Below are 21547 nucleotides of genomic sequence, written 5' to 3'. Positions count from 1 at the left end.
GCACCCGGGCAGGTGCCGGGCCGGACCTCCGGACGCGGTCTCCTTCGCCGTCAGGCGCTGGTGAGGACGACGAGCTGCCTGGTCGCGCGGGTCATCGCGACATAGCGGTCGACCGCCCCCTCGATGCCCACGCCGTACTTCTCCGGGTCCACGAGGACGACCAGGTCGAACTCCAGGCCCTTCGACAGGCTCGGCGTGAGCGACTGCACACGAGGCCTCGGCCGGAACCGGGGATCGCCGATGACGCACGCGGTCCCGTCGGCGTGGGCGTCGAGCCACTCGTCGAGGATCGCGTCCAGTTCCGTCACCGAGTCGTGGACGACGGGGACACCGCTGCTGCGGACCGACGTCGGCACGTTCGCGTCCGGCAGCGCCGCCCGGATCGCCGGCTCCGCCTCCGCCATGACCTCCGCCGGCGTCCGGTAGTTGATGCTCAGCGACGCCACGGTGATCCGGTCGAGCCCGACCCGCTCAAGCCGCTCCTGCCACGACTCCGTGAAGCCCTGCCTCGCCTGCGCGCGGTCACCGACGACGGTGAAGCTGCGGGACGGGCAGCGGAGCAGCAGCATCTGCCACTCGGCGTCCGTCAGTTCCTGTGCCTCGTCCACCACGATGTGCGCGAAGGGGCCGGCCAGCAGGTCGGGCTCGACGCCGGGCAGCGCGGCCTCGTCGACCAGGCTGTCCTTGAGGTCCTGCCCGCGCAGCATCGTCACCGCGCCCTCGCCGTCGACGTCGGCGGCGAGGACGTCGGCGATGACGTCGGCCATCCGGGCCCGTTCGGCGGCGACGGTGGCCTGCTGCCGACGCCGGCGCCGAGCCGCCTCCGGGTCGCCGAGCCGCTGCCGCGCCGCGTCCAGGAGCGGCAGGTCGCACACCGTCCAGGCCTGCGCGTCCTCCCGCTGGAGCGTCCGGACCTCCTCGCGGTCCAGCCACGGGGCGCACTTCCGCAGGTACGCGGGGACCGACCACAGGTCGCCGACCAGGTCGGTCGCCTCGAGCAGCGGCCACGCGCCGTGGAGGGCCCCGGCCACCTCCTCGTCCTGCCGCAGCGCCCGGCGGAACTCGTCCTCCGGGACCTCGTCGCCGAGCTTGCCCAGGAGGATCGAGCCCAGCTCCTCCCAGATCTGCTCGCGCGCCTCGTTGTGGGGCGTCCCCGCCTCCGGCGCCTCGAACGCCTCGGCCCAGTCGGCGGCGGTCAGCCGCACGTCGGCCCAGTCGGTCGAGACCGTCGTCCCGCGGGTGGGCGGCTCCTCGTAGAACCGGACGGCCGCCTCGATCGCCCGCACCATGCCGGCGGACGACTTCAGCCGCGCCACCTCCGGGTCGCGCTCGGCCGCCGCCTTGGCGCCCTCGGCGACGAGGTCCCGCACGGTGCAGGTCTGTACGCCCTCCTCGCCGAGGCTGGGGAGGACGTCGGCGACGTACGCCAGGTACGGCTGGTGCGGGCCGACGAACAGCACTCCGCCCCGACGGTGCCCGAGGCGCGGGTCCGCGTACAGCAGATGCGCGGAGCGGTGCAGCGCGACGACGGTCTTTCCCGTACCCGGTCCGCCGTCGACGACGAGGGTGCCCCGGGAGCCCGCCCTGATGACGGCGTCCTGGTCGGCCTGGATGGTGGCGAGCACATCGCGCATCCGGGGCGAACGGCTGCCGCCCAGGCTGGCGATGAACGCGGACTGGTCGTCGAGTGCCGCGTGCCCGTCGAGGCCGTCGGCGGTGAACACCTCGTCCCAGTAGTCACTGATCCGGCCGCCGCTCCAGCGGTACCTGCGGCGGCTCGAAAGCCCCATCGGGTCGGCGTGGGTCGCCGCGAAGAACGGTTCGGCCGCGGGAGAGCGCCAGTCGACGAGAAGACGACGGCCGGTGCTGTCGGTGAGGCCGAGACGCCCGATGTACACGGGCTCCGCGCCGTCGCCGCCGTCCACCCCCTCCGTACCCTCCGCGGCGACGATGCGTCCGAGGCACAGGTCGAGGCCGAAGCGGCGCAGGGTGCGCAGGCGCCCGGTCAGCCGGTGGATCTCCGCGTCGCGGTCCATCGCCTCCCGCCCGGCGCCGCCGGGGGCCTTGCGCGTGGCGTCGAGCCGGTCGGACAGTTCGGCGATCGTCTCTTCGAGGCTCTTCGCGATGGCCGCGAAGTGCCGCTCGTCACCGGCGATCAGAGCCGGGTCGGCCTTGGGGGAGAGGCGGTCGGGAAGGTCGAAGGCACTGGTGCCGCGCGACTGGTCCACCGACGAAAGCACACGCACTGGGTGAGTCTCATTTCTGCAGGTCCGGGGCTGAGGAGAGTGATTCTGCGGTACGCCGGGGGCCTTGCCGCAAGCCCCCCTGTGCGCTATAAGTTGTAAGTGGCGAGAGGTGAGTACACCTTCTCGCCCTTCCTTTTGGGCCGTCCCCGCCGCCGGTTTCAGGCGCCGTGCCACCGGCGGCGCCCCGAACTGCCCGTCCCGGTGCTGCAATGGCGTCATGGCCGAGACAGCGTCCAGCACAGGTGCCCCCGCCCCCACAGGTCCCCCCGCCCCGGTGTCCGACGCCGACGACGCGACCGACCTGATCGTCGTCGGCGGCGGCCCGGCAGGCTGCGCTGCCGCCCGTACGGCGGCCGGCGTGGGCATGCGCACGGTCCTGATCGAGCCGGACGCGCTCTGCCGCACCCTCCACCGGATCCCCGCGCTGGACAACGTGCTCGGTGGCTGGACCGACGGCCGGGAGCTCGCCGACTCCATCGCGGCGGAGATCAGGAGCACGAAGCTCTGCCGCCTCGAACTGGGCAGCCGTGTCACGGACGTTCACGCCGACGGCGACCGGGTCCTGGTCACCGTCACCGCCGGTGTCACCGTCGCGCCGGACGCCGGCAGGAGCGGGAAGGTCCTCACGGCCCCGTACGCGGTGATCGCCACCGGCGTGGCCCCCGCCCAGCCCGGCGACGCCGCCTGGATCACCGCCCCGCGCGGGCTGACGCTGCCCCCGCTCTGGCAGGCGGACGCGGCCGCCGACGTGGCAGCCCGCACGATCCTCGTCCTGGGCGGCGACCGGCCGATCGGCACGTTCCTCCGCGCCCACCCGGCCACCGGGCCCCGCCTCCTCGTCGCGTACCCCGAGGCGGACGGGTACAAGATCGAGGAGGTCCGCGACGACCCGCGGGTCACGCTCCTCCCCGTCGAGCACGTGACGCTGACCCGGCACGGTCCGGAAGGGACGACGGCGGAGCTGACGTGCCGGGACGGGGACCGGCGTACGGTCACGGCGGACGCCGCGTACGTGAGCATCGGGAGCGCACCCACCGCCCCGGGCGGCCGCCTCGTCCGGGACCAGGACGGCTACTGCCGGCCGGCGGACCAGCACCCCCGCGTCCTCGTGGCCGGTGACCTGCGCGCCGCCCGCTTCCAGCGGATCATGACCGCGATGGGTTCGGGCAGCGAGGCGGCGCTGCAGGCGTACTACGCGTCTCTCACGCGGCAGCCCTAACGCGGGGACACGGCACCGTCGTAGACGTGGTCCGGGGTGATGACCGCCGTGACCGCCCGGGCGAGCAGGGTGGACGGCTCCTGGCCCCCGACCGTGGAGTCGGTGGTGAGCATGAGGACCATGGTGGCCTTCTCGGACGGCAGGTAGACCGTCACGGTCTCGTAGCCGGGGATGGAGCCGTTGTGCCCGATCCAGCCGTTGGCGTCGAAGATCCCGAGGCCGTAGCTCAGGCCGGGGAAGCCGGTCGGCAGCGTCTTGAGGCGCTGCGCCTGCGTCTCGGGGCTCAGCAGTTCGCCGGTGGCGACGATCTTGGCCCAGCGGCGCAGGTCGTGCAGGTTCGAGATCATCGCGCCGGCGGCCCAGGCCCAGCTGGGGTTCCAGTCGGTGGCGTCCGCGGTCGTGCCGTCGAGCGTCTGGTCGGTGTAGCCGCGGGCGTGCGGCTCGGGGAACTCGGGGCCCTCGGGGAAGAGCGTGTGCCGCAGGTGGGCCGGGCGGAGCACCCGCCGGTCGATGAAGTCCTCGAGCCGCTGACCGGTGACCTTCTCGATCACGAGGCCGAGGAGGACGAGGTTGCTGTTGGAGTACTGGAACTGCGCGCCGGGCTTGAAGGTGTTCTTGTGCTTGAAGCCGTACGCGAGCGATTCCCACGGGGTGAACGAGCGCTGCGGGTCGCTCAGCAGGTCGTGGACGAAGTCCGCGTCCGCGGCGTACGGGAAGAGGCCGCTGCGCATCTCGGCGAGGTGACGCAAGGTGATCCGGTGGCCGTTGGGGACGCCGCGGATGTACCGGGCGATCGGGTCGTCGAGGCCGACGCGGCCCTCGTCGACGAGCTTGAGGAGCGCGGTGACCGTGAAGGTCTTGGTCTCGCTGCCGATCCGGACGAAGGAGTCGGCGAACATCGGCTCGCGGGTGGCCTTGTCGGCGACTCCGGTGGCCCGGACGTAGCTCCCCTTGCCGGGCATCCAGATCCCGACCACGACACCGGGGATGCCGGCCTGCTCGCGGACGTCCGCGATCGTCTTGTCGAGCCGGGCGGTCAGCTCGGGCCCCAGCCCCCCGGGCGGACAGTCGTCGTCACCGTGCCGGTCGACGACGGCCGCGGCGTGGACGGCGGTGGCGGGAGTCGCCGCCATCGGCGCGAGCACGGAGGCCACGAGGACCGTCGCGGCGAACAATCGGCGATAGGGGGTACGTCGCATGTCGACAGACCTCTTCCAGGGTCACGGTCAGGGACGGCCACATCACCACCGCCACCCCGCAGGCCGGCCTCCCGCCCCGCCCCACCACCGGCCAAGTCCACTCGTTCGGCGCCATCGGGGTCACCGGGGCGGCCGCACCCGCTTCGGCGGCGCTGACCGGAGGGCACCCGCCGGGGCGGAAGGAACTCGCGCACAGGCCCGGATTCCCTCGGGATTCCGCCCCGGTGACGGGCCCTCGCCTGGCACGCTTGCCGACGTGAGCTACGTCGTAACAGTGGAAATGTGCCTGCCCGACGCTGCCGACGAGTTGGACGCGCTGCAACAGGTCGGCGCGTCCGCACTCCTGGAGCACGGCTTCGACGCGGTGGAGGCGATCGAGGGGCCCGACGGGGTCGAGGTCGACGTCCTCGAGACGATCGTCGCCGTCCACCCGCGCGGATCGATCGTCAAGGTCTTCGTCCACGCTCCCTCCCTGGAGACCGCGGAGGACGCCGTCGGCTCCGTCGCCGCGGAGGTCCTCGAACGCTCCGAGCTCCTCGACGACTGGGTGGTCGAGAGCAGCGAGGTGAAACTCCACATCGATCTGACCCGCGAGAGCCTGGAGGCCGCCGACGGGCCGGACGCGCCGCCCAGCGACCTGCGGGCCCGCCGCGCCCACCACACGTCGGGGACCGGCCCCGCCGACGCCACGCACACCGCCCACCCCCTCGACGGCGCGGACGACGGGAGCGGGGACGACGAGGAGCAGGCCGACCTGGAGGCCCAGATACGGGCCCTGGCCCCGCGCCTGATCTCCTTCGTCCCCCTCTTCTTCGGCGGCGGCGTGGACAGCGGGGAGCGGGGGGAGCCGAGGGACCAGGGGGAGCCGAGGGGCCGGGAGGAGCCGAGGGGCCGGGAGGAGCACGACGATCAGCAGGTGCCGCCGGAGCGCGACGGCCCGGCGGCCGGCATCGGCTCCGATGCCGAGGAACTGGCCGCCGGCGCCCTGGTCTACGCCTCGGAGGTCCTCATCGACGAGCTGTACGACGACGTCCAGACCCTCGCCGACGAGGAGACCAACGTCGCCGAGTGCCGGGCCGAGCTCTGGCACCTCGCCGAGCTTCCGCCGCGCTACGGCCTCGCGTACGACGAACTCTTCGCGCGCCGCTTCCTGGTGACCGCGATAGCCCTGACCACCCGGTTCACCGACGGGAGCTTCCGCGAGCTCGGCTGCCTCGCGGAGGAGCTCGTACTGAAACTGCTCCTGCAGCAGGCGCACTCCACGCTCGACCTGTACGGGCTCCTCGGCGACGACGTCGCGGAGGCCCTGGGCCGCCTCGCCGACGAGGTGTACGAGGACACGGACTTCGAGTGGCTCTACGACGACGCGCAGGACGGCGTCGACGAGGACCCCGCCCTCGCCGGCACGGGCGTCACCCCGCCGGCGATCGGCACCTGGTTCACCCCGTTCGACGACGACCGCTACGTCCACCCGTACGCCGTCGACGACGAGGCGGGCCGGCAGAGCACCCCCGACTGACCTGCCCTCAGGAGTACGCCCCCGGCCCGCTCACTCGATGGTGTGAACCTCGGTGCGGACCTCCGCGGCGCGCACCCGCGCGCAGGCGCGCGCTCCGGCGATCGCGGCGAGGAACGGGCGCCGCGCGTGCGCCGGGCGACGGTGGCCGAATCCCTAGACTTCCCGCACATGTCGCTCTGGCTGCTCAACCAATTCAGCACCTTCACCCTGGCCGTGGTCACCGTCGGCGGAACCGTCCTCGTGGCGGTGGCCGGCAGCGTGATCCTGCGGCGCAGGCACCCGTCGCTGTCCGACGGAGAGCACAACGACATGGTCGGGGTGACCCTGGGCATGTTCGGTGCGATCTACGGGATCATCCTCGCCTTCGTCATCGTGACCCTCTGGACGCAGCTGGAGAGCACGCAGACCATCGTGGCCTCCGAGGCCACCGACGTCGCGCTGATCGCCCGCGACGCCGCCGCCTTCCCGCCCCCGGTCCGCGCCCGCGTCGACGAGGCGCTCAGCGGCTACGTCCACTCCGTCGTCGAGGTCCAGTGGCCCCGGATGCGGGAGGGGCAGCCGAGTTACGGGGCCACCGCCGCGAAGCTCCAGACCGTCTACGACGTCCTCCAGGCGTACGACCCCAAGACCCCGCGCGAAGAGGTCTTCTACGAGGAGGCCGTCAGTCACCTCAACGGCGTGGCGTCGCAGCGCCGGGCCCGCCTCACCATGGCCGAACAGGAACTTCCGCCGCTCCTCCAGGTCCTCGCCTTCGGCGGCGCCTTCGTCCTGATCCCGCTCACCTTCCTGTACGGCATGCGCAAGCTGCGGATCCAGCTCCTCTTCGTCGCCTCCGTCGCCGCCCTGATCGGCTTCAGCCTGCTCCTGGTCTTCGTCCTCGACCGGCCGTTCGCCGGCGAACTCAGCGTCAGCCCGGCCCCGTACAAGGAGGGGGCCCTGGAGCGCTACTGGTAGCGGGTTCAGGCCGGCCCCGTAAGCAGGACGCGGAAACGTTCGGGCGCCGCCGGGTCCCGGTCGACGACCTGGACGGGCGGCCACGCCCACTGCCACACGCCGATGCCCGGCGGGCGGGAGAAGCGGATCCGCCCGCGGGTGCCCTCCACGTCGACGTGCGGCCAGGACCTCGCGAGGCCCGCGCGGTCCGTGCCCCGGGTGCGCAGCAGGTCGGCGAGGACGGTCAGGGTGTCGTAGCCCTCGAAGGCGACGAACGAGGGTGCTTCGCCCAGCCGCTCGCGCAGGGCCGTGCGGACGCGTGCGCCCAGCGGGCCGAGACGCTGGGGCAGGTACCGCAGGAACGGGATCGCGGCGCCGTCGTCGCCGAGCTCCGCCGCCCACGTGGCGAACTCCGGCTGCCCGGCCGGAGCGCCGATCAGGATCCCGGCGAGGCGCCGGTCGCTGCGGACGGCGCGGACGAGCGGCACGGCCGGATCCGGGTGGCCCACGAGCAGGAGGAGTGCGGTGGCGCGCTGTTCGACGAGGGCGTCGCACACCGCCGTGGGGGTGAGCCCGCCCATGTCGAGCGGGACGACGGTGCCGCCGCGGGGAGCGAGATGGTCCCGCAGGATGCGGGTCCCGGACTCCCAGTAGACGCTCGGCTGGGCGGCGACGGCGACCCGGCGGTGACCCGCTGCCAGGAGGAAGTCCGCGTAGAACCGCCAGCCGTGGGACTGCGCGGGCGCGAGGCGCGCCACCAGGTCCGTCGGCTCGTCGGTGAGTGCGTCGAGGACGGCAGAGGAGCAGAGGTACGGCAGGCCGAGGGCGGCGGCCCTGGCGGCAGCGGCGCGGGCGACGACGCTGTGGTACTCCCCGGCCAGAGCGGCCACGCCCAGGCCGGCCAGTTCCTCCACCGCCGCCGCGGCCCGCTGCGGATCGGCCGCGGTGTCCCGGACCACGAGTTCGAGCGGCCTTCCGCCGGTCGCGCCGGTCGCGTCGATCCCCCCGGCCGCTCCGATCCCGCCGGCTTCGTTGACCTCGCGAACGGCGAGTTCGAGTCCGGCGAGCAGATGCCGGCCGGCCTCGACCCAGCCGGGCGGGGTCAGCGGAACGAGAGCACCGATCCGGACGGACGCTCCGTCGCTCCGCGCTGCTCCGGGCGTCGCGCGGGTGCTGGTGCCGGCCATCGCACCCACCACCGCGGCCCGCGGGCACGCGGTCATGCGCCCACCGAGAGCACGGGGAAGGCGTGGTCCTGCCAGATCAGGCGGGAGGCCTCCTCCGGGTAGGCGGTGACAGCGGGGTCGGTGTCGAAGCCCTGGACGAGCCGTCGCCCGGTGTCGTACGCGGGCCAGCCGGGGTCGCCGTGGGCGGCGAAGGACGTCCAGGCGGCGCGCATCCGGGCGGACAGGGCCTCCGCCTCCGGGGACGGCTCCTCACCGATCAGCACGGCGGTCTGGCCGCGGTCCAGATTGCCGAAGACGAGGGGTACGTCGAGGCCGTGGCAGGCACCGAAGGCGCCGCCCATGCCGGGGGCCGCCCACGTCAGCTCGTACACGTGGGTGCGGCCGCCGGCGGCCGCCGCGGCCTCGGCGAGGTGGAGGGACGGCATGCGGAAGAGCCAGTCGGAGTGGACCAGTTCGTACAGCTCGTCCGGGTCCGCCGTCGGAAAGGCCTCGCGGTACCGGTGCGCGCCGTCCGGGCCCGGGGCGAGGAAGCGGAGGGCGGCGGCCGCCTGCTCCTCGCTCACCTCTCCGAGCAGGCCGGTGACCGCGGTGAACAGGCGCTGCTCGTGGCGGGTGTGGCCGACGAGGAGATCGACGTCACGGCCGGCGCCGTCGGACAGGGCCTGCCACGGGGTGGTGGGCAGGATGTCGCCGTCGACGACCGGCGAGAAGGGAATCGTCCGGTACGCGGGCCGGCCCCAGCGGTCCGCCCACCGGTCCATGGTGGCGCTGAGCGCGTCGCCCGCGGCCGGCAGCTCGTACGGGGGGACGTCGGACAGGTCGGTCACCGTGGGCCGCAGCCCCCGTTCGGCGGCGCAGGCCGCGGCGATGTCCGAGGCGAGCTCGGGGGAGAAGAACGTGCCCTGCACGCTCTGCGCGACGGCCCGCCGGAAGAGTCCGGCCGCCCGGTCCATCGCGAGCAGCGCGGCGACGGAGCCCCCGCCCGCCGACTGGCCGAAGACCGTGACCCGCTCGGGATCGCCGCCGAAGGCCCGGATGGAGTCGCGCACCCATTCCAGGGCGGCGACCTGGTCGAGCAGTCCGCGGTTGGGCGGAGCCCCCTCGATCTGCCCGAAGCCCTCGATGCCGACGCGGTAGTTGAAGGTCACCACGACCACGCCGCCGTCCCGGGCGAGTCGGCCGCCGTCGTACTCGGGGAGGCCGGACGTCCCGAAGACGTACGCGCCGCCCTGGATCCAGACCATGACCGGCAGCCCGGCGCCGGGGGTCGGCTCGGGCGACCAGACGTTGACCGTCAGCCAGTCGTCGCCCGGCGACTCCCGCGACAGGGCGTCCATGCCGAAGTGCCCGGCCTGCGGGGGCGGCGGCCCGTAGGAGACGGCCTCCCGCACCCCGCTCCAGCTTCGAGCGGGCCGGGGCGCGGCGAAGCGCAGGGCGCCGACCGGGGGCTCGGCGAACGGGATGCCCCGGAAGACCGCCACCCCCGCCTCATGCGTACCGCGGACCACGCCGGCCGCTGAGCGGACCTCGGGCCGGGAACCGGACGGCTGGGCCGGCCGGGGCGACGGGGCAGGCCGGGACGGCTCGGAGGGTTCGGACGGGGTGACGGCCATCGCGACTTCTCCCGGACGAGTGAGCGGGCTCGTGACGAGCGCGGACCCTTCGAATGATCCGCCGGGCCGGGAGGTCACGCCATCCGTTTTCGGCGTGCCGCCCCCGCGGCCCCCCGGCACGGGCCCGGATCTGGATCAACGAGTCCCGGGCTCTCTACACTCGGTCATGAGCCTGACAGGAATCTGTCCGACGGACATGGCGGGCACCGCACCACTCCCACGAACGGCAGCACTCCTCGAAGGGGGCGAGCGGCGCATGACGAGGCCTGAGCGCGCGGTGGACGACGTGGCGGAGTACGACGTCGTCATCAGTGGAGCCGGCCTCGCCGGCAGTGCCGCGGCGATCCTGCTGGCCCGACGCGGTGTCCGCGTCGCACTGCTTGAGCGCCGTTCGGATCCCGAGGCGTACAAGGTGCTGTGCACCCACTCCCTCGCGGCCAGCGCCCACCCGGTGCTGGACGAACTCGGCCTCGTCCCCGCCCTGGAGAAGGCGGGAGCCGTCCGCAGCGAGGCCCGCTGGCACACCCGTTGGGGCTGGATCGAGCCGAAGGCCGCACCGGAGGGGCCCGGACTGCCGTACGGCTACAACATCCGGCGCAGCGTCCTCGATCCGCTGATCAGGTCCCGCGCGGCGGACACCCCCGGCGTCGATCTCCTCCTCGGCCACCGGGTGACCGAGCTGATCGGGGTGGGCGGGCGCACCGTCGGGGTGCGCGCGTCGACCCCGGACGGCGTGCGCGAGATACGGGCCCGGCTTGTCGTGGGCGCCGACGGCAAGGACTCGGCGGTGGCGAGGCTCGCCGGGGTGGCCGCACGGCGGCACGAGAACACACGGTTCGGCTATCTCGCCCACTTCCGCGGCCTTCCGCTGCCGGACGGGATCGGCCAGACCTGGTTCCTCGAGCCCGACATGGCGTACGCGTTCCCGAACGACGACGGGGTGACGGTCCTCGCCGTGCTGCCGGACAAGAAGCGGCTGCCCGCCTTCAAGGAGGACCTGGAGGGCAGCTTCCACGCCTTCGTCCGCGCCCTGCCCGACGCGCCGGCCATCGACGACGCCGAGCGCGTCTCGAAGGTCATCGGTCTGGTCGACTACCCGCTCCACAGCCGCAGGCCGACCGCCCCGGGCCTCGCCCTCGTCGGCGACGCCGCCCTGACCGGCGATCCCCTGTGGGGGGTGGGATGCGGATGGGCCCTGCAGTCCGCGCGATGGCTGGCGGAGGAGATCGCGCCGGCCGCCACCGGTCGAGGGGACCTCGACCGGTCACTCGCGCGGTACGCCCGCCGGCACGGGCGCCGGCTGCGCGGACACCAGTTCCTCGCCGCGGACTTCGCCAAGGCCCGCCCGTTCAACCCGGTGGAGCGGCTGATGTTCTCGGCGGCGGCACGCGACGCATCGCTCGCGCGCCACATGCACCTCTTCGCCTCCCGCCTGATCGGTCCCCTCCGCTTCCTGAACCCCCTGGCCCTGGCCAAGGCGTCGGCCGTCAACCTCCGACACCGCCGAACGGCAGCGCGCCCGGGACGCCGACCTGCCGTACAGGTGCCGAGGAGGGGGCGCGGGTAGGCTCAGCGATCATGACTGTCGCTCGTTCCCTCGCCCTGTTCGTGGTGGCCGCCCTCTTCGAGATCGGCGGCGCCTGGCTCGTCTGGCAGGGCTTCCGCGAACACAAGGGCTGGGTCTGGATCGGCGCCGGAGTCATCGCCCTCGGCCTGTACGGGGTGGTGGCCACGTTCCAGTCCGACGACCACTTCGGCCGCGTCCTCGCCGCGTACGGCGGCATCTTCGTGGCCGGGTCGATCGCCTGGGGCATGGTCGCCGACGGCTACCGCCCCGACCGCTACGACGTCATCGGCGCGCTGGTCTGCCTCGCGGGCATGGCCGTCATCATGTACGCGCCGCGCGGCAACTGACCCTGTCCCTCGGGCGACGGCGGCCCGTCAGGGATCCGCCAGGGACCCGGCTCCCGGCGTCAGAGCCTGCGAGCCCTCCGTACTCGCCGACTGCCGGGACGCGGCGGCCGCGCTGCTGCGCGAGACCCCCGAAGGCTTCGGCGCCTGCCGGCCGGGTGTGCCCCCGGTCGGGCGCCTGGTCCGGGGCACCCCCGGTGTCGCCCTGGTCGACACGGTCCGCGATCCCGGCGACCTCCTCGTCGTCGGCACCGGGTCGCGCGGGCTGCTGCTCCTGGTGCTGCGACCGTCGGTGGCCCGCCACTGCCTGGCGCACGCCCCCTGTCCGGTTCTCGCGGTGCCGCCCAGCCCGCTCCAGGCCGACCTGGAGCGCCTGGACCGTCTCGCGGGCGGCGGGAGAGCGACCGGCGTCGGTGGCCGAGGTTCCACTCCGGTCGACTCGACCCCGATCCCTCACATGCGGCCGGTCCACCGCGCGTCCCGTCACAGCGGCACGATCGTCGCCTCCGTCGCCTTCACGCTCGTCCAGACCGGCACCCCGTCGGCGAGGCCGAGTTCGGCCGCCGACTGCGGTGTGATCTCGGCGACGAGGTCGGGGGCCCGGTCGGAGGTGATCAGGACCCGGAGCCGGCTGCCGCTCGCCGTGATCTCGCGTACGGTGCCGGGCCAGACGTTACGGGGGCTGCCCTCCGGTTTCTCGCGGTGGACGGACACCGCCTCGGGCGCGACGATCGCGAGCGCGGGCGTGCCGGGCGGCGGCGGGTCGGTCGCGACCAGGGCGCCGCCGCCGTCCAGCGCGAGACCCTCGGGGGTCGCCGTGCCCGGCCAGGCGTTGCGGCCGAGCATCCGGGCGACCCAGGGGGAGCGGGGGTGCCGGGTGACCTCGACGGGAGCCGCGTCCTGGAGGGCCCGGCCCTCGTCGAGGACGAGGACGCGGTCGGCGAGCGAGACCGCCTCGACCGGGTCGTGGGTGACGATCAGACAGACGCCGCCGAAGCCGGCGAGGTGGGTGCGCAGGGTGTGGCGTACATGGGCGCGGGTGGTCTGGTCGAGTGCGGCGAGCGGTTCGTCGAGGACGAGGAGGCGCGGCCGGGCGGCCAGCGCCCGCGCCAGGGCGACGCGCTGGGCCTGTCCGCCGGAGAGCTGGGCCGGCCGGCGGTGGGCGAGCGGGCCGACTCCGAGCCGGTCGAGCCAGGTCCGGGCCTCGCGCCGGGCCTCGGCACGCGCGACGCCCTGGGCACGGAGTCCGTACGCCGTGTTGGCGAGGGCGCTCATGTGCGGGAACAGCGCGCCGTCCTGGGGAACCCAGGCGACGTGCCGTCGGTGCGGGGGCAGCGGGGTGACGTCCTCGTCGCCGAGCCGCAGGTCGGCGTGGGCGCGGGGGGTGAGGCCGAGGAGGGCGCGGAGCAGCGTGGTCTTCCCGGCGCCGTTGGGGCCGACGACCGCGATGGTGGTGCCGGGGCCGGCGTCCAGGGTGAGTCGGGTGAAGCCGGTGACGTCGGCGTGCAGCGCCCAGCGCTCGGTGTCCTTCGCCGTGGCGGTCGCGGAAGGTGTCGGCGGGACCGGCGCCGGCTCCTCGGGTCCGGACTCCGGGGCGGGGCGGGGGCGGCGGTCCGAGGGCGTCCCCGTCCACCGGCCGCGCAGGGCGATCAGTACGCCCATGGCGATGGCGAGGAGCAGGAGGGAGACGGAGGTGGCGGCCTCGGGCTCGTCCTGGAGCAGCAGGTAGACCTGGAGCGGCAGCGTCTGCGTCGTGCCCGGCAGGTTCCCGGCGAAGGTGATCGTGGCGCCGAACTCGCCCAGCGCCCGCGCCCAGGTGAGGGCCGCGCCCGCGATCAGGCCCGGAGCGACCATCGGCAGCGTGACGGTGAAGAAGACCCGTACCGGTGAGGCGCCGAGCGAGGCCGCCGTCTCCTCGTACCGCGGCCGCAGCCCGCCGAGCGCACCCTCCAGGCTGATGACGAGGAACGGCATCGCGACGAACGTGGCCGCGATCACGGCCCCCGACGTGTGGAAGGGGAAGACGACGCCGAAGGTGCTCTCGAGCCAGGGGCCGAGGAGCCCGCGCCGGCCGAAGGCGAGCAGCAGCGCCACACCGCCGACCGTCGGCGGCAGCACCATCGGCAGCAGCACGAGGGAGCGGACGAGGGCCTTGCCGGGGAACGGCACGCGCGCCAGCAGCCAGGCGAGCGGCACACCGAGCAGCAGGGAGAGCCCCAGCGCCCAGAACGACACGACGAGGGAGAGCTTCAGCGCCTCGACCGTGCCCGGTGAGCGCAGGTGGTCGGCGAGTTCGCCCCACTCCGTGCGGACGAGGATGCCGAGCAGCGGCAGGGTCAGGAACGCCACGGCCAGGAGCGCGGGCAGCGCGAGAGTCAGGGGCGGCCGGGTGCCGGCCGCGCGTACGGCTGCTCGTTTCATCGTTGACCCCGAAGACATGTGAGGAGGAGGGCTGTCCGTTCCTCCGGGACGGACAGCCCTCACGATCTGGTGGTCCCGGTCGGCTACGGCTTCTGGAAGCCGGCGTCCTGGAGGATCTTCTGGCCTTCGGGCGAGGAAAGCCAGGCGACGAACGCGGCGGCCGCCTCGGCGTTCTCGGAGTCCTTGATCGTGGCGGCCGGGTACTTCGCGATGGCGTTCTGGTCGTCGGGGATCTCGACGGCGTCGACCTTGTCGGCGGCGCTCGCGGCGTCCGTCTTGTAGACGAGGCCGGCGTCGGCCTCGCCGAGCTCGACCTTGCTGAGCACGGCGCGCACGTTGGGCTCCTGGGAGACCGGCTTCACCGTGACCTTCCGGGCGTCCAGGATCTGCTTGCTGTACTTGCCGGCCGGGACCTCGGGGGCGGCGAGGACGACCTTGAGCCTGGTGTCGGCCAAGTCCTGGAGGTCGTCGACCTTGAACGGGTTGCCCTCGCCGGTGGCGATGACGAGGCGGTTCTTCGCGATGATCGCGGGGGTGCCGGTGTCGGCCTTCACCTTGTCCATGCTCTTGGTGTCGGCGGTGACCAGGACGTCGGCGGGCGAGCCCTGCGAGACCTGCGCGACGAGCTCCTGCGAGCCGGCGAAGGAGAAGGTGAGCTTCGTGCCCGGGTGGGACTTCTCGTACGCCGCACCGGCGGTCTTGAAGACGTCGGTGAGCGAGGCGGCGGCGAGGACGGTCAGGTTCGCCGCGGGCGCTCCGCCCGCGGAGCCGGAGGCGGAGCCCGAGCCGGAGGGGCCGGCGGCGTCCTTCCTGGTGTCGTCGCCGTTCCCGCAGGCCGCGAGCGGCACGAGCAGGGCGGCGGTGAGCACGGCGGCGGCGGTACGGCGTCTGGCGGGGGTGAGGGTGAGAGACATGAGGGTCTGGACTCCTTGGTGGGAACGGAAGGGGCGGTGGGAGGCGGCCGCGCCGACGGACGAGATGCCCGGTGCTGCGTGAGGGGTGGTCAGGTGCGGTCGATGTGCACGCTGGTCGACTTCACGCGGGCGGTGGCCTGCATGCCGACTTCCAGTCCCAGGTCCTCCTGCGCGATCTCCACGGAGAACTCCGCGAGCGACTTCCCGTCGATGACACTCCGACCGCTCTCGTCGCGGTGGGTCGCCACCCTGCCCGCGTCCGCCCAGCGCCGTGCCGTGTCCGGGCTGACGCCCAGCAGACGAGCGGCCTGGCCGATCGTGTAGGACTGCATATGCGACACCGTAGGCCGTGTGTGATCTCATCTGCAACAACTTCGTGGGACTCTCCATCGCGAATGAGAGGGCACTTGGAGGAAGTGATGAGAGGTGCCGCCGGTGTCACGGCTGATACGGCGATCTCAGAGCTCAGGCCTCAGGCCTCAGGCCCCAGGCCCCAGACCTCAGGCCCCAGACCTCAGATCTCAGATCTCAGACCAGCGTGGGTCTCGGGGCGAGTGCGCCGGCGTCGCCGCCTTGCGCGTGCGTGCCTGTGACACCGCGCGGCTCGGTCCTGACGGGTTGTGCGCTGTCGTGCCAACCCCTGGGCGCAGGAGGTCAACGCGGCCGGTGGGGTCGCTCGTAGCGTGCAGAAGTGCCGGGCCGCGGAGGCGGCGGGCACGTACACCGACTGCTTCGAGAGGAATCTCAATGACTGTGTCAAGGCGTCTGCGTGACCGGCGGGGCGGAGGTGAACAGCCTCTTGTCACGCAGCATCGCCCAGAGCACGTCGACCCGGCGGCGGGCCAGGGACAGCAGGGCCTGGGTATGCAGCAGCCCTTCGCCACGCTTCTTGAGGTAGTAGTCCCGGGACGGCCCGGGACGCATCATCGCGGTCTGGGCGGCCAGGTAGAAGATGTGCCGCAGGCGCCGGTTGTAGCGCTTGGGCCGGTGGTAGTTGCCGGTGCGGCGGCCGGAGTCCCGGGCGACCGGCGCCAGGCCTGCATGCGAGGCCAGGCGGCCGGCGTCTCGGTAACCGGACAGATCGCCGACGATGGCCACGAACTCGGCACCGAGGATCGGGCCCATGCCAGGCATGGACTCGATGATCTCGGAGCGGTCGTCGGTGCGGAAGGTCTCGCGGATCTCCCGGTCGTTGTCCTTGATCCGCTCGTCCAGGGCCAGCAGCTGGTGGGCGAGATCGCACACCAGCTTCGCCGCCTGCTTCTCGCCAGGCAGCGCGATCTGCTGGGACCGGGCCGCCTCGACCGCCCTGGCCGCGACATCGGCGGCACCTCGGACCTTGCGGCGTTCCAGCCAGGTGGTCAACCGCTTCACGCCGATTCGACGCAGGGCTGCCGGGGTCTGGTACTCGGTCAGCATCATGACCGGGCCCTTGGCCGCGGAGTAGTCGAAGGCCCGCTCCAGCGCGGGACAGATGCCTACCAGCAGGTCGCGGAGCCGGTTGATCAGCCGCACCCGGTCGGCGATCAGGTCAGCGCGGTGGTTCGTCCGCACCCGGAGGGTGGAGACCAGCTCCGGGGGTGTGTCCAGGGCCGCGAAGCCCTTCGGTCGCATGCGGGCCTGGTCGGCGATGACCCGGGCGTCTTTGGCGTCGGTCTTGCCTTCCCCCTGGTAGGCGCCGGACATGCGGTTGACCGTCCGGCCGGGCACGAAGACCACGTTCTGGCCGTGGGCGACCAACAGGGCCAGCAACAGCGTCGAGGCCCTGCCGGAGATGTCTACCGCCCACCGAATCTCGTCAGCCCGCTCGCGGGCGGTCTCGATGAGCGTGAGGATCTGAGCCTCGTCGTTGATCACCTTCATCGAGAACAGCGTCTCGCCCTCGGCATCGACTGCCACCGCCCAGTGATGCCCCTTGCCGGCGTCGATGCCGACCCATATCCGCGCCTGCCGCGTACTCAACCCCGAAGCTCCGTTCCACTGTGACCAGCACTTCCGTGGTCCGAAGAACACCCCGCCGACAGGTCCCTAACCAGCGATGACCGCAGTTCTCAATCAGTGGTCGGAGCGTCCCGAAGGACCGGGCGGCCATTCCTCTCGAGCCATCAACGGCGACACCTCATCAGCCACACCCGGTCCTCCCGGACCGCCTCACATTCTTAGGGACCCCTCATGTTCGACATCGCCAAGGTCCAGGCCGCGCCGAGCGCGGATCTGCTGACGCCCGACAACGCCGTCATGCTCTTCGTGGACCACCAGCCGCAGATGTTCTTCGGGACCGGGAGCGGCGATCGCGCCGCGATCATCAACAGCACCGTGGGTCTGGCCAAGGCGGCCGAGGCGTTCGATGTACCGGTCGTCCTGACCACGGTGGCCGCCGAGTCGTTCTCGGGCCCCCTGCTGCCGCAGCTCGCCGAGGTGTTCCCCAAGCACGAGGTCATCGACCGCACCACCATGAACGCCTGGGAGGACGAGGCGCTCGTCGCGGCGGTCAGGGCGACCGGTCGCAAGAAGATCATCCTGGCGGGTCTGTGGACCGAGGTCTGCCTCGTGCTGCCCGCGCTCTCGGCGCTGGAGCAGGGCTACGAGGTGTACGTGGTCTCCGACGCCTCCGGCGGCGTCAGCCCGGCCGCCCACGAGCACGCGCTGCAGCGGATGATCGCCGCCGGCGCGGTGCCCGTGACCTGGGTCCAGGTCCTTCTGGAGCTGCAGCGCGACTGGGCGCGTCAGGAGACGTACGGCGCGGTCATGGAGATCGTCAAGGCCCACGCGGGCGCGTACGGCCTGGGTGTCGTGTACGCGCAGAGCGTCATCGGCGCGCACGCGGCGGGCTGACCTCCTTGGACACCGGCATTCTGATCCTGCGCCTGCTGGTGGGACTGCTCGTCGCCGGCCACGGGGTGCAGAAGATCAGTTCGCACCTGGGCGGCAAGGGACTCGAAGGCGGCACGGAGGAGTTCCGCGCCGACGGTTTCCGCGGCGGAGCCCTCACCGCGCTGGCGGCGGGCGGCGGCCAGATCGGATCGGGCCTGCTGCTCGCGGCCGGCCTGCTGACCCCGCTCGCCGCCACCGGGACCGTCGGGGTCATGACGGTGGCGCTCACCGTGAAACGGCACAACGGCCTCTGGGTGCAGAACGACGGCTACGAGTACCCGCTCGTCCTCATCGGCACCGCCGTCGCCCTCGCCGCCACCGGACCCGGCGCCTGGTCCGCCGACGCGGCCCTCGGCCTCACGCCGTACCCCCTGTGGTGGGCGGCCCTCGCGCTCGCGGCCGGGCTCGGCAGCGGCCTCCTCGCCCGGCTCGTCCTGCACCGGGCCCCCGCCACCCCGGCGATCGCCCAGCGCTGAGCGCGAGCCACGCAGACCGGGCCCGGCAGCCCGCGCGCCCCCGACCGGGCTGCCGGGCCCCTCCCACCCCTCTCTCCCGAACAGGAGCACCCGATGGACACCCTCACGACCCCGCACGGCGGCGGCCAGCCGCTGCTGCACCAGAAGGGCGCCGAGACCCAGGAGTTCGGCACGCTCAAGCAGCTGCCGATCGGCCTCGGCCACGACACCCGCATGTACGCGTGCCAGCGGCTGAACCGCGTCCTCGCCGACACGCAGATCCTGTACTCGCTCTACAAGAAGCACCACTGGCTCATGCGCGGTGCGACCTTCTACTCGCTCCACCTGATGCTGGACAAGCACGCGGAGGTCCAGCTGGCCATCGTGGACGCGCTGGCCGAGCGGATCCAGAGCCTCGGCGGCGTCGCGGTCGGGGACCCGCGCCACGTCGCGGAGCTGACCGCGATACCCCGGCCGCCCGACGGGGTGGAGCCGGTTCCCGTCATGCTGTCGCGGCTCCTCGACGCGCACGAGCGGATCCTGATCGACGCGCGGGACGCCGCCGCCCGGATCTCGGCCGAGGGCGACGAGGGCAGCACCGACCTGCTCGTCTCCGACGTCGTCCGCACCGGCGAGGCACAGGTGTGGTTCCTGGCCGAGCACCTCGTGGACACCCCGCTGGTACGCGGCTGATGGACACGTACGACGTCGTCGTGGTCGGCGGCGGTCCGGCCGGCGAAGTCGCCGCCGGACGCGCCGTCGGGTCGGGGCTGACCGCCGTCGTCGTCGAGGCCGAGGCGGTCGGCGGCGAGTGCTCCTACCGTGCCTGCGTGCCCAGCAAGGCCCTGCTGCGACCCGGCGCCGCCCGAGCGGCGGCCCGGTCGGTCGACGGGGCCCGGCAGGCGGTCACGGCGGCACTCGACCCGGCCCGCGTCCTGGCCCGGCGTGACCGTTTCACCGGGCGCGGTGACGACACCGGCCAGGCCGACTGGCTCGACGGTGCGGGCATCGCGCTCGTACGGGGGCACGGACGGCTCGCCGGTGAGCGCCGCGTGGAGGTGACCGGGGCCGACGGCACGGTCCGTACCCTGCGGGCCCGGCGGGCGGTCGTGGTCTGCACCGGCACGGAGCCCGCCCTTCCGCCGGTCGAAGGGCTCGACCGGATCGGTGTGTGGACCAGCCGGCAGGCCACCACGGCCGACGCGGTGCCCGAGCGGCTCGTCGTCATCGGCGGGGGAGTGGTGGCCTGTGAGATGGCCACCGCGTGGCGCGCGCTCGGCTCCTCCGTCACTCTGCTGGTCCGCGACCAGGCCCTTCTGACCGATTGGGAGCCGTGCGCCGGTGAAGAGGTCGCCCGGGGGCTGAGCGATCTGGGCGTCACGATCCGCTTCGGGGTGTCGGCCGTCCGCGTCGCCCGTGACGCCGACACCCGCACGGTGACCGTGGACACGGACGACGGCACCGCCCTCGTCTGCGACGAGGTTCTCGCCGCCGTGGGCCGTCGCCCGCGCACCGCAGACCTCGGCCTGGACTCCGTCGGACTGCCGGCAGGCGACTGGCTCCCGGTCGACGACACCTGTCTGGTCACCGCGGTCGAGGGCGCGTGGCTCTACGCCGTCGGCGACGTGAATCACCGTGCGCCGCTGACCCATATGGCCAAGTACCAGGCCCGTGCCTGCGCGGCGGCGATCGCCGAGCGGGCAGCGGGGCGCCCGGCCGTCACCGGCGGCCGGCAGCCGTGGAGCGCGGAGGCCGACCACACTGCCGTCCCCCAGGCCGTCTTCACCCGTCCCGAGATCGCGAGCGTCGGTCTCACCGAACGCGCGGCACGCGAAGCCGGCATCGCCGTACGCACGGTGGAGTACCGCATCGACGACGTCGCCGGCGCCGCGCTCCACGCGGACGACTACCGCGGCCTCGCCAAGCTCGTCGTCGACGAGACCCGAGGAGTCGTCGTCGGCTGCACGCTCACCGGCCCGATGGCGACCGAACTCGTCCACACCGCCACCGTGGCCATCGTGGGCGAGGTCCCCCTGGAGCGCCTGTGGCACGCCGTGCCCGCCTTCCCGACGGTGAGCGAGGTCTGGCTCCGGCTCCTGGAGGCGTACGGCCTCTGAGTCCCGGTCCCCCTCTCCCGAGCCCCGCTCGACCGGCGTACCCCTCCCGCTCGGCCGAGCACACCCCGACGCTTCCCCACCCGACAAGGAAACACCCACCCATGCAGCTCACGAGGCGCACCCTCGCCCTCGCCATGCCCGCGACGCTGGCCGCTCTGATCGGCGCCGCACCCGCGAGCCGCCCGGCCGCGGCCGACACCGACCGGCATGACCTCAAGCCGACGATCGTCCTGGTCCACGGAGCGTTCGCGGACGCCTCCAGCTGGAGCGGCACGATCCGGCGGCTGCAGCACGCCGGCTACCCCGTCCTGGCCCCCGCCAACCCGCTGCGTGGTCTTGTCGCGGACACCGCGTACCTGCGCAGCGTGCTGGCCGCCGTCGACGGGCCCGTCGTCCTGGTCGGCCACTCCTACGGCGGCGCTGTCATCAGTGGCGCCGCGGTGGGCAGCAGCCGCGTGAAGGCCCTCGTCTACATCGCCGCGTTCACCCCGGACAAGGGCGAGAGCGCGGCCGAGCTCGCCGCCAAGTTCCCGGGCTCCACCCTCGGCGACACCGTGAACCCGCAGTCGTACCCGCTGCCCGGCGGTGGCACCGGCACCGAACTCCTCATCGAACGGACCGAGTTCCCCAGGCAGTTCGCCGCCGACGTACCAGCCGCCGAAGCGGCGCTCATGGCCGTGACCCAGCGCCCGGTCGCCACCGACGCGCTGGAGGAGAAGGCCGGGGAAGCGGCCTGGAAGACGATCCCGTCCTGGGCGCTGATCGCCACCGCCGACAGGAACATCCCGCCGGCCGCCGAACGGTGGATGGCCCGGCGCGCCGGTTCGCACATCACCGAAGTGGACGCGTCGCACGCCGTGGCCGTCTCCCGCCCCGCTGTGGTCACCCACGTGATCCTCGCCGCCGCGCGGGCGACCCGCTGACGCCCGCCCCGTCCCG

The 21547-nt window shown here is 73.3% G+C and carries 18 protein-coding genes and 1 pseudogene; 11 read left to right on the top strand and 8 right to left on the bottom strand.

The window, feature by feature from the left end; translation table 11 throughout:
- Positions 1 to 50: 50 nt before the first annotated feature.
- Positions 51 to 2246, bottom strand: coding sequence for an RNA polymerase recycling motor ATPase HelR (gene helR / locus ACIP84_RS36235; RefSeq protein WP_401804108.1), 2196 nt, complete (start codon positions 2244 to 2246; stop codon positions 51 to 53).
- Between the two features lie 274 nt (positions 2247 to 2520).
- On the opposite strand from helR, the gene ACIP84_RS36230 reads away from it, so the two are divergent.
- Positions 2521 to 3465 (top strand): FAD-dependent oxidoreductase, encoded by a 945-nt coding sequence (locus tag ACIP84_RS36230; protein WP_401804155.1) that lies wholly within the window; start codon positions 2521 to 2523, stop codon positions 3463 to 3465.
- Here the strand turns inward: ACIP84_RS36230 and ACIP84_RS36225 are convergent.
- Positions 3462 to 4664, bottom strand: coding sequence for a serine hydrolase domain-containing protein (locus ACIP84_RS36225; RefSeq protein WP_401804105.1), 1203 nt, complete (start codon positions 4662 to 4664; stop codon positions 3462 to 3464). The genes ACIP84_RS36230 and ACIP84_RS36225 overlap by 4 nt on opposite strands.
- Positions 4665 to 4920: 256 nt before the next feature.
- On the opposite strand from ACIP84_RS36225, the gene ACIP84_RS36220 reads away from it, so the two are divergent.
- A complete protein-coding gene (locus tag ACIP84_RS36220; RefSeq protein ID WP_355960142.1) occupies positions 4921 to 6183 on the top strand; it encodes a hypothetical protein in 1263 nt (420 codons plus the stop codon).
- A gap of 168 nt (positions 6184 to 6351) precedes the next feature.
- Positions 6352 to 7137, top strand: coding sequence for a DUF4239 domain-containing protein (locus tag ACIP84_RS36215; protein ID WP_355960144.1), 786 nt, complete (start codon positions 6352 to 6354; stop codon positions 7135 to 7137).
- Between the two features lie 5 nt (positions 7138 to 7142).
- Here the strand turns inward: ACIP84_RS36215 and ACIP84_RS36210 are convergent, their stop codons facing one another.
- Together ACIP84_RS36210 and ACIP84_RS36205 are read right to left on the bottom strand one after the other, a co-directional pair.
- The gene (locus ACIP84_RS36210) at positions 7143 to 8303 is read right to left on the bottom strand and encodes an ABC transporter substrate-binding protein (RefSeq protein WP_401804102.1); all 1161 of its coding nucleotides are present in this window, start codon (positions 8301 to 8303) and stop codon (positions 7143 to 7145) included.
- A 32-nt stretch (positions 8304 to 8335) separates the two neighbouring features.
- Positions 8336 to 9916 carry a carboxylesterase/lipase family protein gene (locus ACIP84_RS36205; RefSeq protein WP_401804100.1) on the bottom strand — a complete coding sequence of 527 codons (1581 nt, stop codon included), beginning with the start codon at positions 9914 to 9916 and terminating at the stop codon, positions 8336 to 8338.
- Between the two features lie 256 nt (positions 9917 to 10172).
- Between ACIP84_RS36205 and ACIP84_RS36200 the strand changes: the two genes are divergently transcribed.
- From ACIP84_RS36200 to ACIP84_RS36190, 3 genes and pseudogenes are all read left to right on the top strand, one after another.
- Entirely contained in the window at positions 10173 to 11483 is a 1311-nt protein-coding gene (locus tag ACIP84_RS36200; RefSeq protein WP_401804097.1) for an NAD(P)/FAD-dependent oxidoreductase, read from the top strand.
- An 11-nt stretch (positions 11484 to 11494) separates the two neighbouring features.
- Entirely contained in the window at positions 11495 to 11830 is a 336-nt protein-coding gene (locus ACIP84_RS36195; protein WP_401804095.1) for a YnfA family protein, read from the top strand.
- Positions 11831 to 11987: 157 nt separating this feature from the next.
- Positions 11988 to 12158 (top strand): annotated as a pseudogene (locus ACIP84_RS36190) (universal stress protein); the annotation flags it as partial.
- Between the two features lie 152 nt (positions 12159 to 12310).
- Here the strand turns inward: ACIP84_RS36190 and ACIP84_RS36185 are convergent.
- From ACIP84_RS36185 to ACIP84_RS36170, 4 genes are all read right to left on the bottom strand, one after another.
- Positions 12311 to 14248 carry an ABC transporter permease gene (locus ACIP84_RS36185; RefSeq protein ID WP_401804093.1) on the bottom strand — a complete coding sequence of 646 codons (1938 nt, stop codon included), beginning with the start codon at positions 14246 to 14248 and terminating at the stop codon, positions 12311 to 12313.
- An 83-nt stretch (positions 14249 to 14331) separates the two neighbouring features.
- Positions 14332 to 15162 carry a molybdate ABC transporter substrate-binding protein gene (gene modA / locus ACIP84_RS36180; RefSeq protein WP_401804091.1) on the bottom strand — a complete coding sequence of 277 codons (831 nt, stop codon included), beginning with the start codon at positions 15160 to 15162 and terminating at the stop codon, positions 14332 to 14334.
- An 89-nt stretch (positions 15163 to 15251) separates the two neighbouring features.
- Positions 15252 to 15494 (bottom strand): helix-turn-helix domain-containing protein, encoded by a 243-nt coding sequence (locus tag ACIP84_RS36175; RefSeq protein WP_401804088.1) that lies wholly within the window; start codon positions 15492 to 15494, stop codon positions 15252 to 15254.
- Between the two features lie 424 nt (positions 15495 to 15918).
- Positions 15919 to 17124, bottom strand: coding sequence for an IS110 family transposase (locus ACIP84_RS36170; protein ID WP_401804086.1), 1206 nt, complete (start codon positions 17122 to 17124; stop codon positions 15919 to 15921).
- A 210-nt stretch (positions 17125 to 17334) separates the two neighbouring features.
- Between ACIP84_RS36170 and ACIP84_RS36165 the strand changes: the two genes are divergently transcribed.
- From ACIP84_RS36165 to ACIP84_RS36145, 5 genes are all read left to right on the top strand, one after another.
- Positions 17335 to 17997 (top strand): hydrolase, encoded by a 663-nt coding sequence (locus tag ACIP84_RS36165; protein WP_401804085.1) that lies wholly within the window; start codon positions 17335 to 17337, stop codon positions 17995 to 17997.
- A gap of 5 nt (positions 17998 to 18002) precedes the next feature.
- Positions 18003 to 18512, top strand: a complete 510-nt coding sequence (locus tag ACIP84_RS36160; protein ID WP_401804082.1) for a DoxX family protein — start codon at positions 18003 to 18005, stop codon at positions 18510 to 18512.
- A 93-nt stretch (positions 18513 to 18605) separates the two neighbouring features.
- On the top strand, positions 18606 to 19184 hold the full coding sequence (locus ACIP84_RS36155; protein WP_401804079.1) for a Dps family protein: 579 nt from the start codon (positions 18606 to 18608) through the stop codon (positions 19182 to 19184).
- Complete coding sequence (locus ACIP84_RS36150; RefSeq protein ID WP_401804076.1) at positions 19184 to 20608, top strand: dihydrolipoyl dehydrogenase family protein; 1425 nt, start codon at positions 19184 to 19186, stop codon at positions 20606 to 20608. The genes ACIP84_RS36155 and ACIP84_RS36150 overlap by 1 nt, the downstream gene beginning before the upstream one ends.
- Before the next feature lie 101 nt (positions 20609 to 20709).
- Complete coding sequence (locus ACIP84_RS36145; RefSeq protein WP_401804074.1) at positions 20710 to 21531, top strand: alpha/beta fold hydrolase; 822 nt, start codon at positions 20710 to 20712, stop codon at positions 21529 to 21531.
- Positions 21532 to 21547: the final 16 nt, after the last annotated feature.

The sequence above is a fragment of the Streptomyces sp. NPDC088707 genome (assembly GCF_044752725.1).
Taxonomy (GTDB): Bacteria; Actinomycetota; Actinomycetes; order Streptomycetales; family Streptomycetaceae; genus Streptomyces.
Note: the sequence above shows the minus strand (reverse complement) of the source record. Positions and strands in the feature narration are given on the sequence as shown.

Excerpts from the sequence above, each read along its gene's own strand:
- ACIP84_RS36185 (WP_401804093.1), bottom strand. The coding sequence starts at position 14,248 with ATGAAACGAGCAGCCGTACGCGCGGCCGGCACCCGGCCGCCCCTGACT.
- ACIP84_RS36225 (WP_401804105.1), bottom strand. The coding sequence starts at position 4,664 with ATGCGACGTACCCCCTATCGCCGATTGTTCGCCGCGACGGTCCTCGTG.
- modA (WP_401804091.1), bottom strand. The coding sequence starts at position 15,162 with ATGTCTCTCACCCTCACCCCCGCCAGACGCCGTACCGCCGCCGCCGTG.
- ACIP84_RS36215 (WP_355960144.1), top strand. The coding sequence starts at position 6,352 with ATGTCGCTCTGGCTGCTCAACCAATTCAGCACCTTCACCCTGGCCGTG.
- ACIP84_RS36195 (WP_401804095.1), top strand. The coding sequence starts at position 11,495 with ATGACTGTCGCTCGTTCCCTCGCCCTGTTCGTGGTGGCCGCCCTCTTC.
- ACIP84_RS36155 (WP_401804079.1), top strand. The coding sequence starts at position 18,606 with ATGGACACCCTCACGACCCCGCACGGCGGCGGCCAGCCGCTGCTGCAC.
- ACIP84_RS36175 (WP_401804088.1), bottom strand. The coding sequence starts at position 15,494 with ATGCAGTCCTACACGATCGGCCAGGCCGCTCGTCTGCTGGGCGTCAGC.
- ACIP84_RS36200 (WP_401804097.1), top strand. The coding sequence starts at position 10,173 with ATGACGAGGCCTGAGCGCGCGGTGGACGACGTGGCGGAGTACGACGTC.
- ACIP84_RS36165 (WP_401804085.1), top strand. The coding sequence starts at position 17,335 with ATGTTCGACATCGCCAAGGTCCAGGCCGCGCCGAGCGCGGATCTGCTG.
- ACIP84_RS36150 (WP_401804076.1), top strand. The coding sequence starts at position 19,184 with ATGGACACGTACGACGTCGTCGTGGTCGGCGGCGGTCCGGCCGGCGAA.
- ACIP84_RS36145 (WP_401804074.1), top strand. The coding sequence starts at position 20,710 with ATGCAGCTCACGAGGCGCACCCTCGCCCTCGCCATGCCCGCGACGCTG.
- ACIP84_RS36210 (WP_401804102.1), bottom strand. The coding sequence starts at position 8,303 with ATGGCCGGCACCAGCACCCGCGCGACGCCCGGAGCAGCGCGGAGCGAC.
- ACIP84_RS36205 (WP_401804100.1), bottom strand. The coding sequence starts at position 9,916 with ATGGCCGTCACCCCGTCCGAACCCTCCGAGCCGTCCCGGCCTGCCCCG.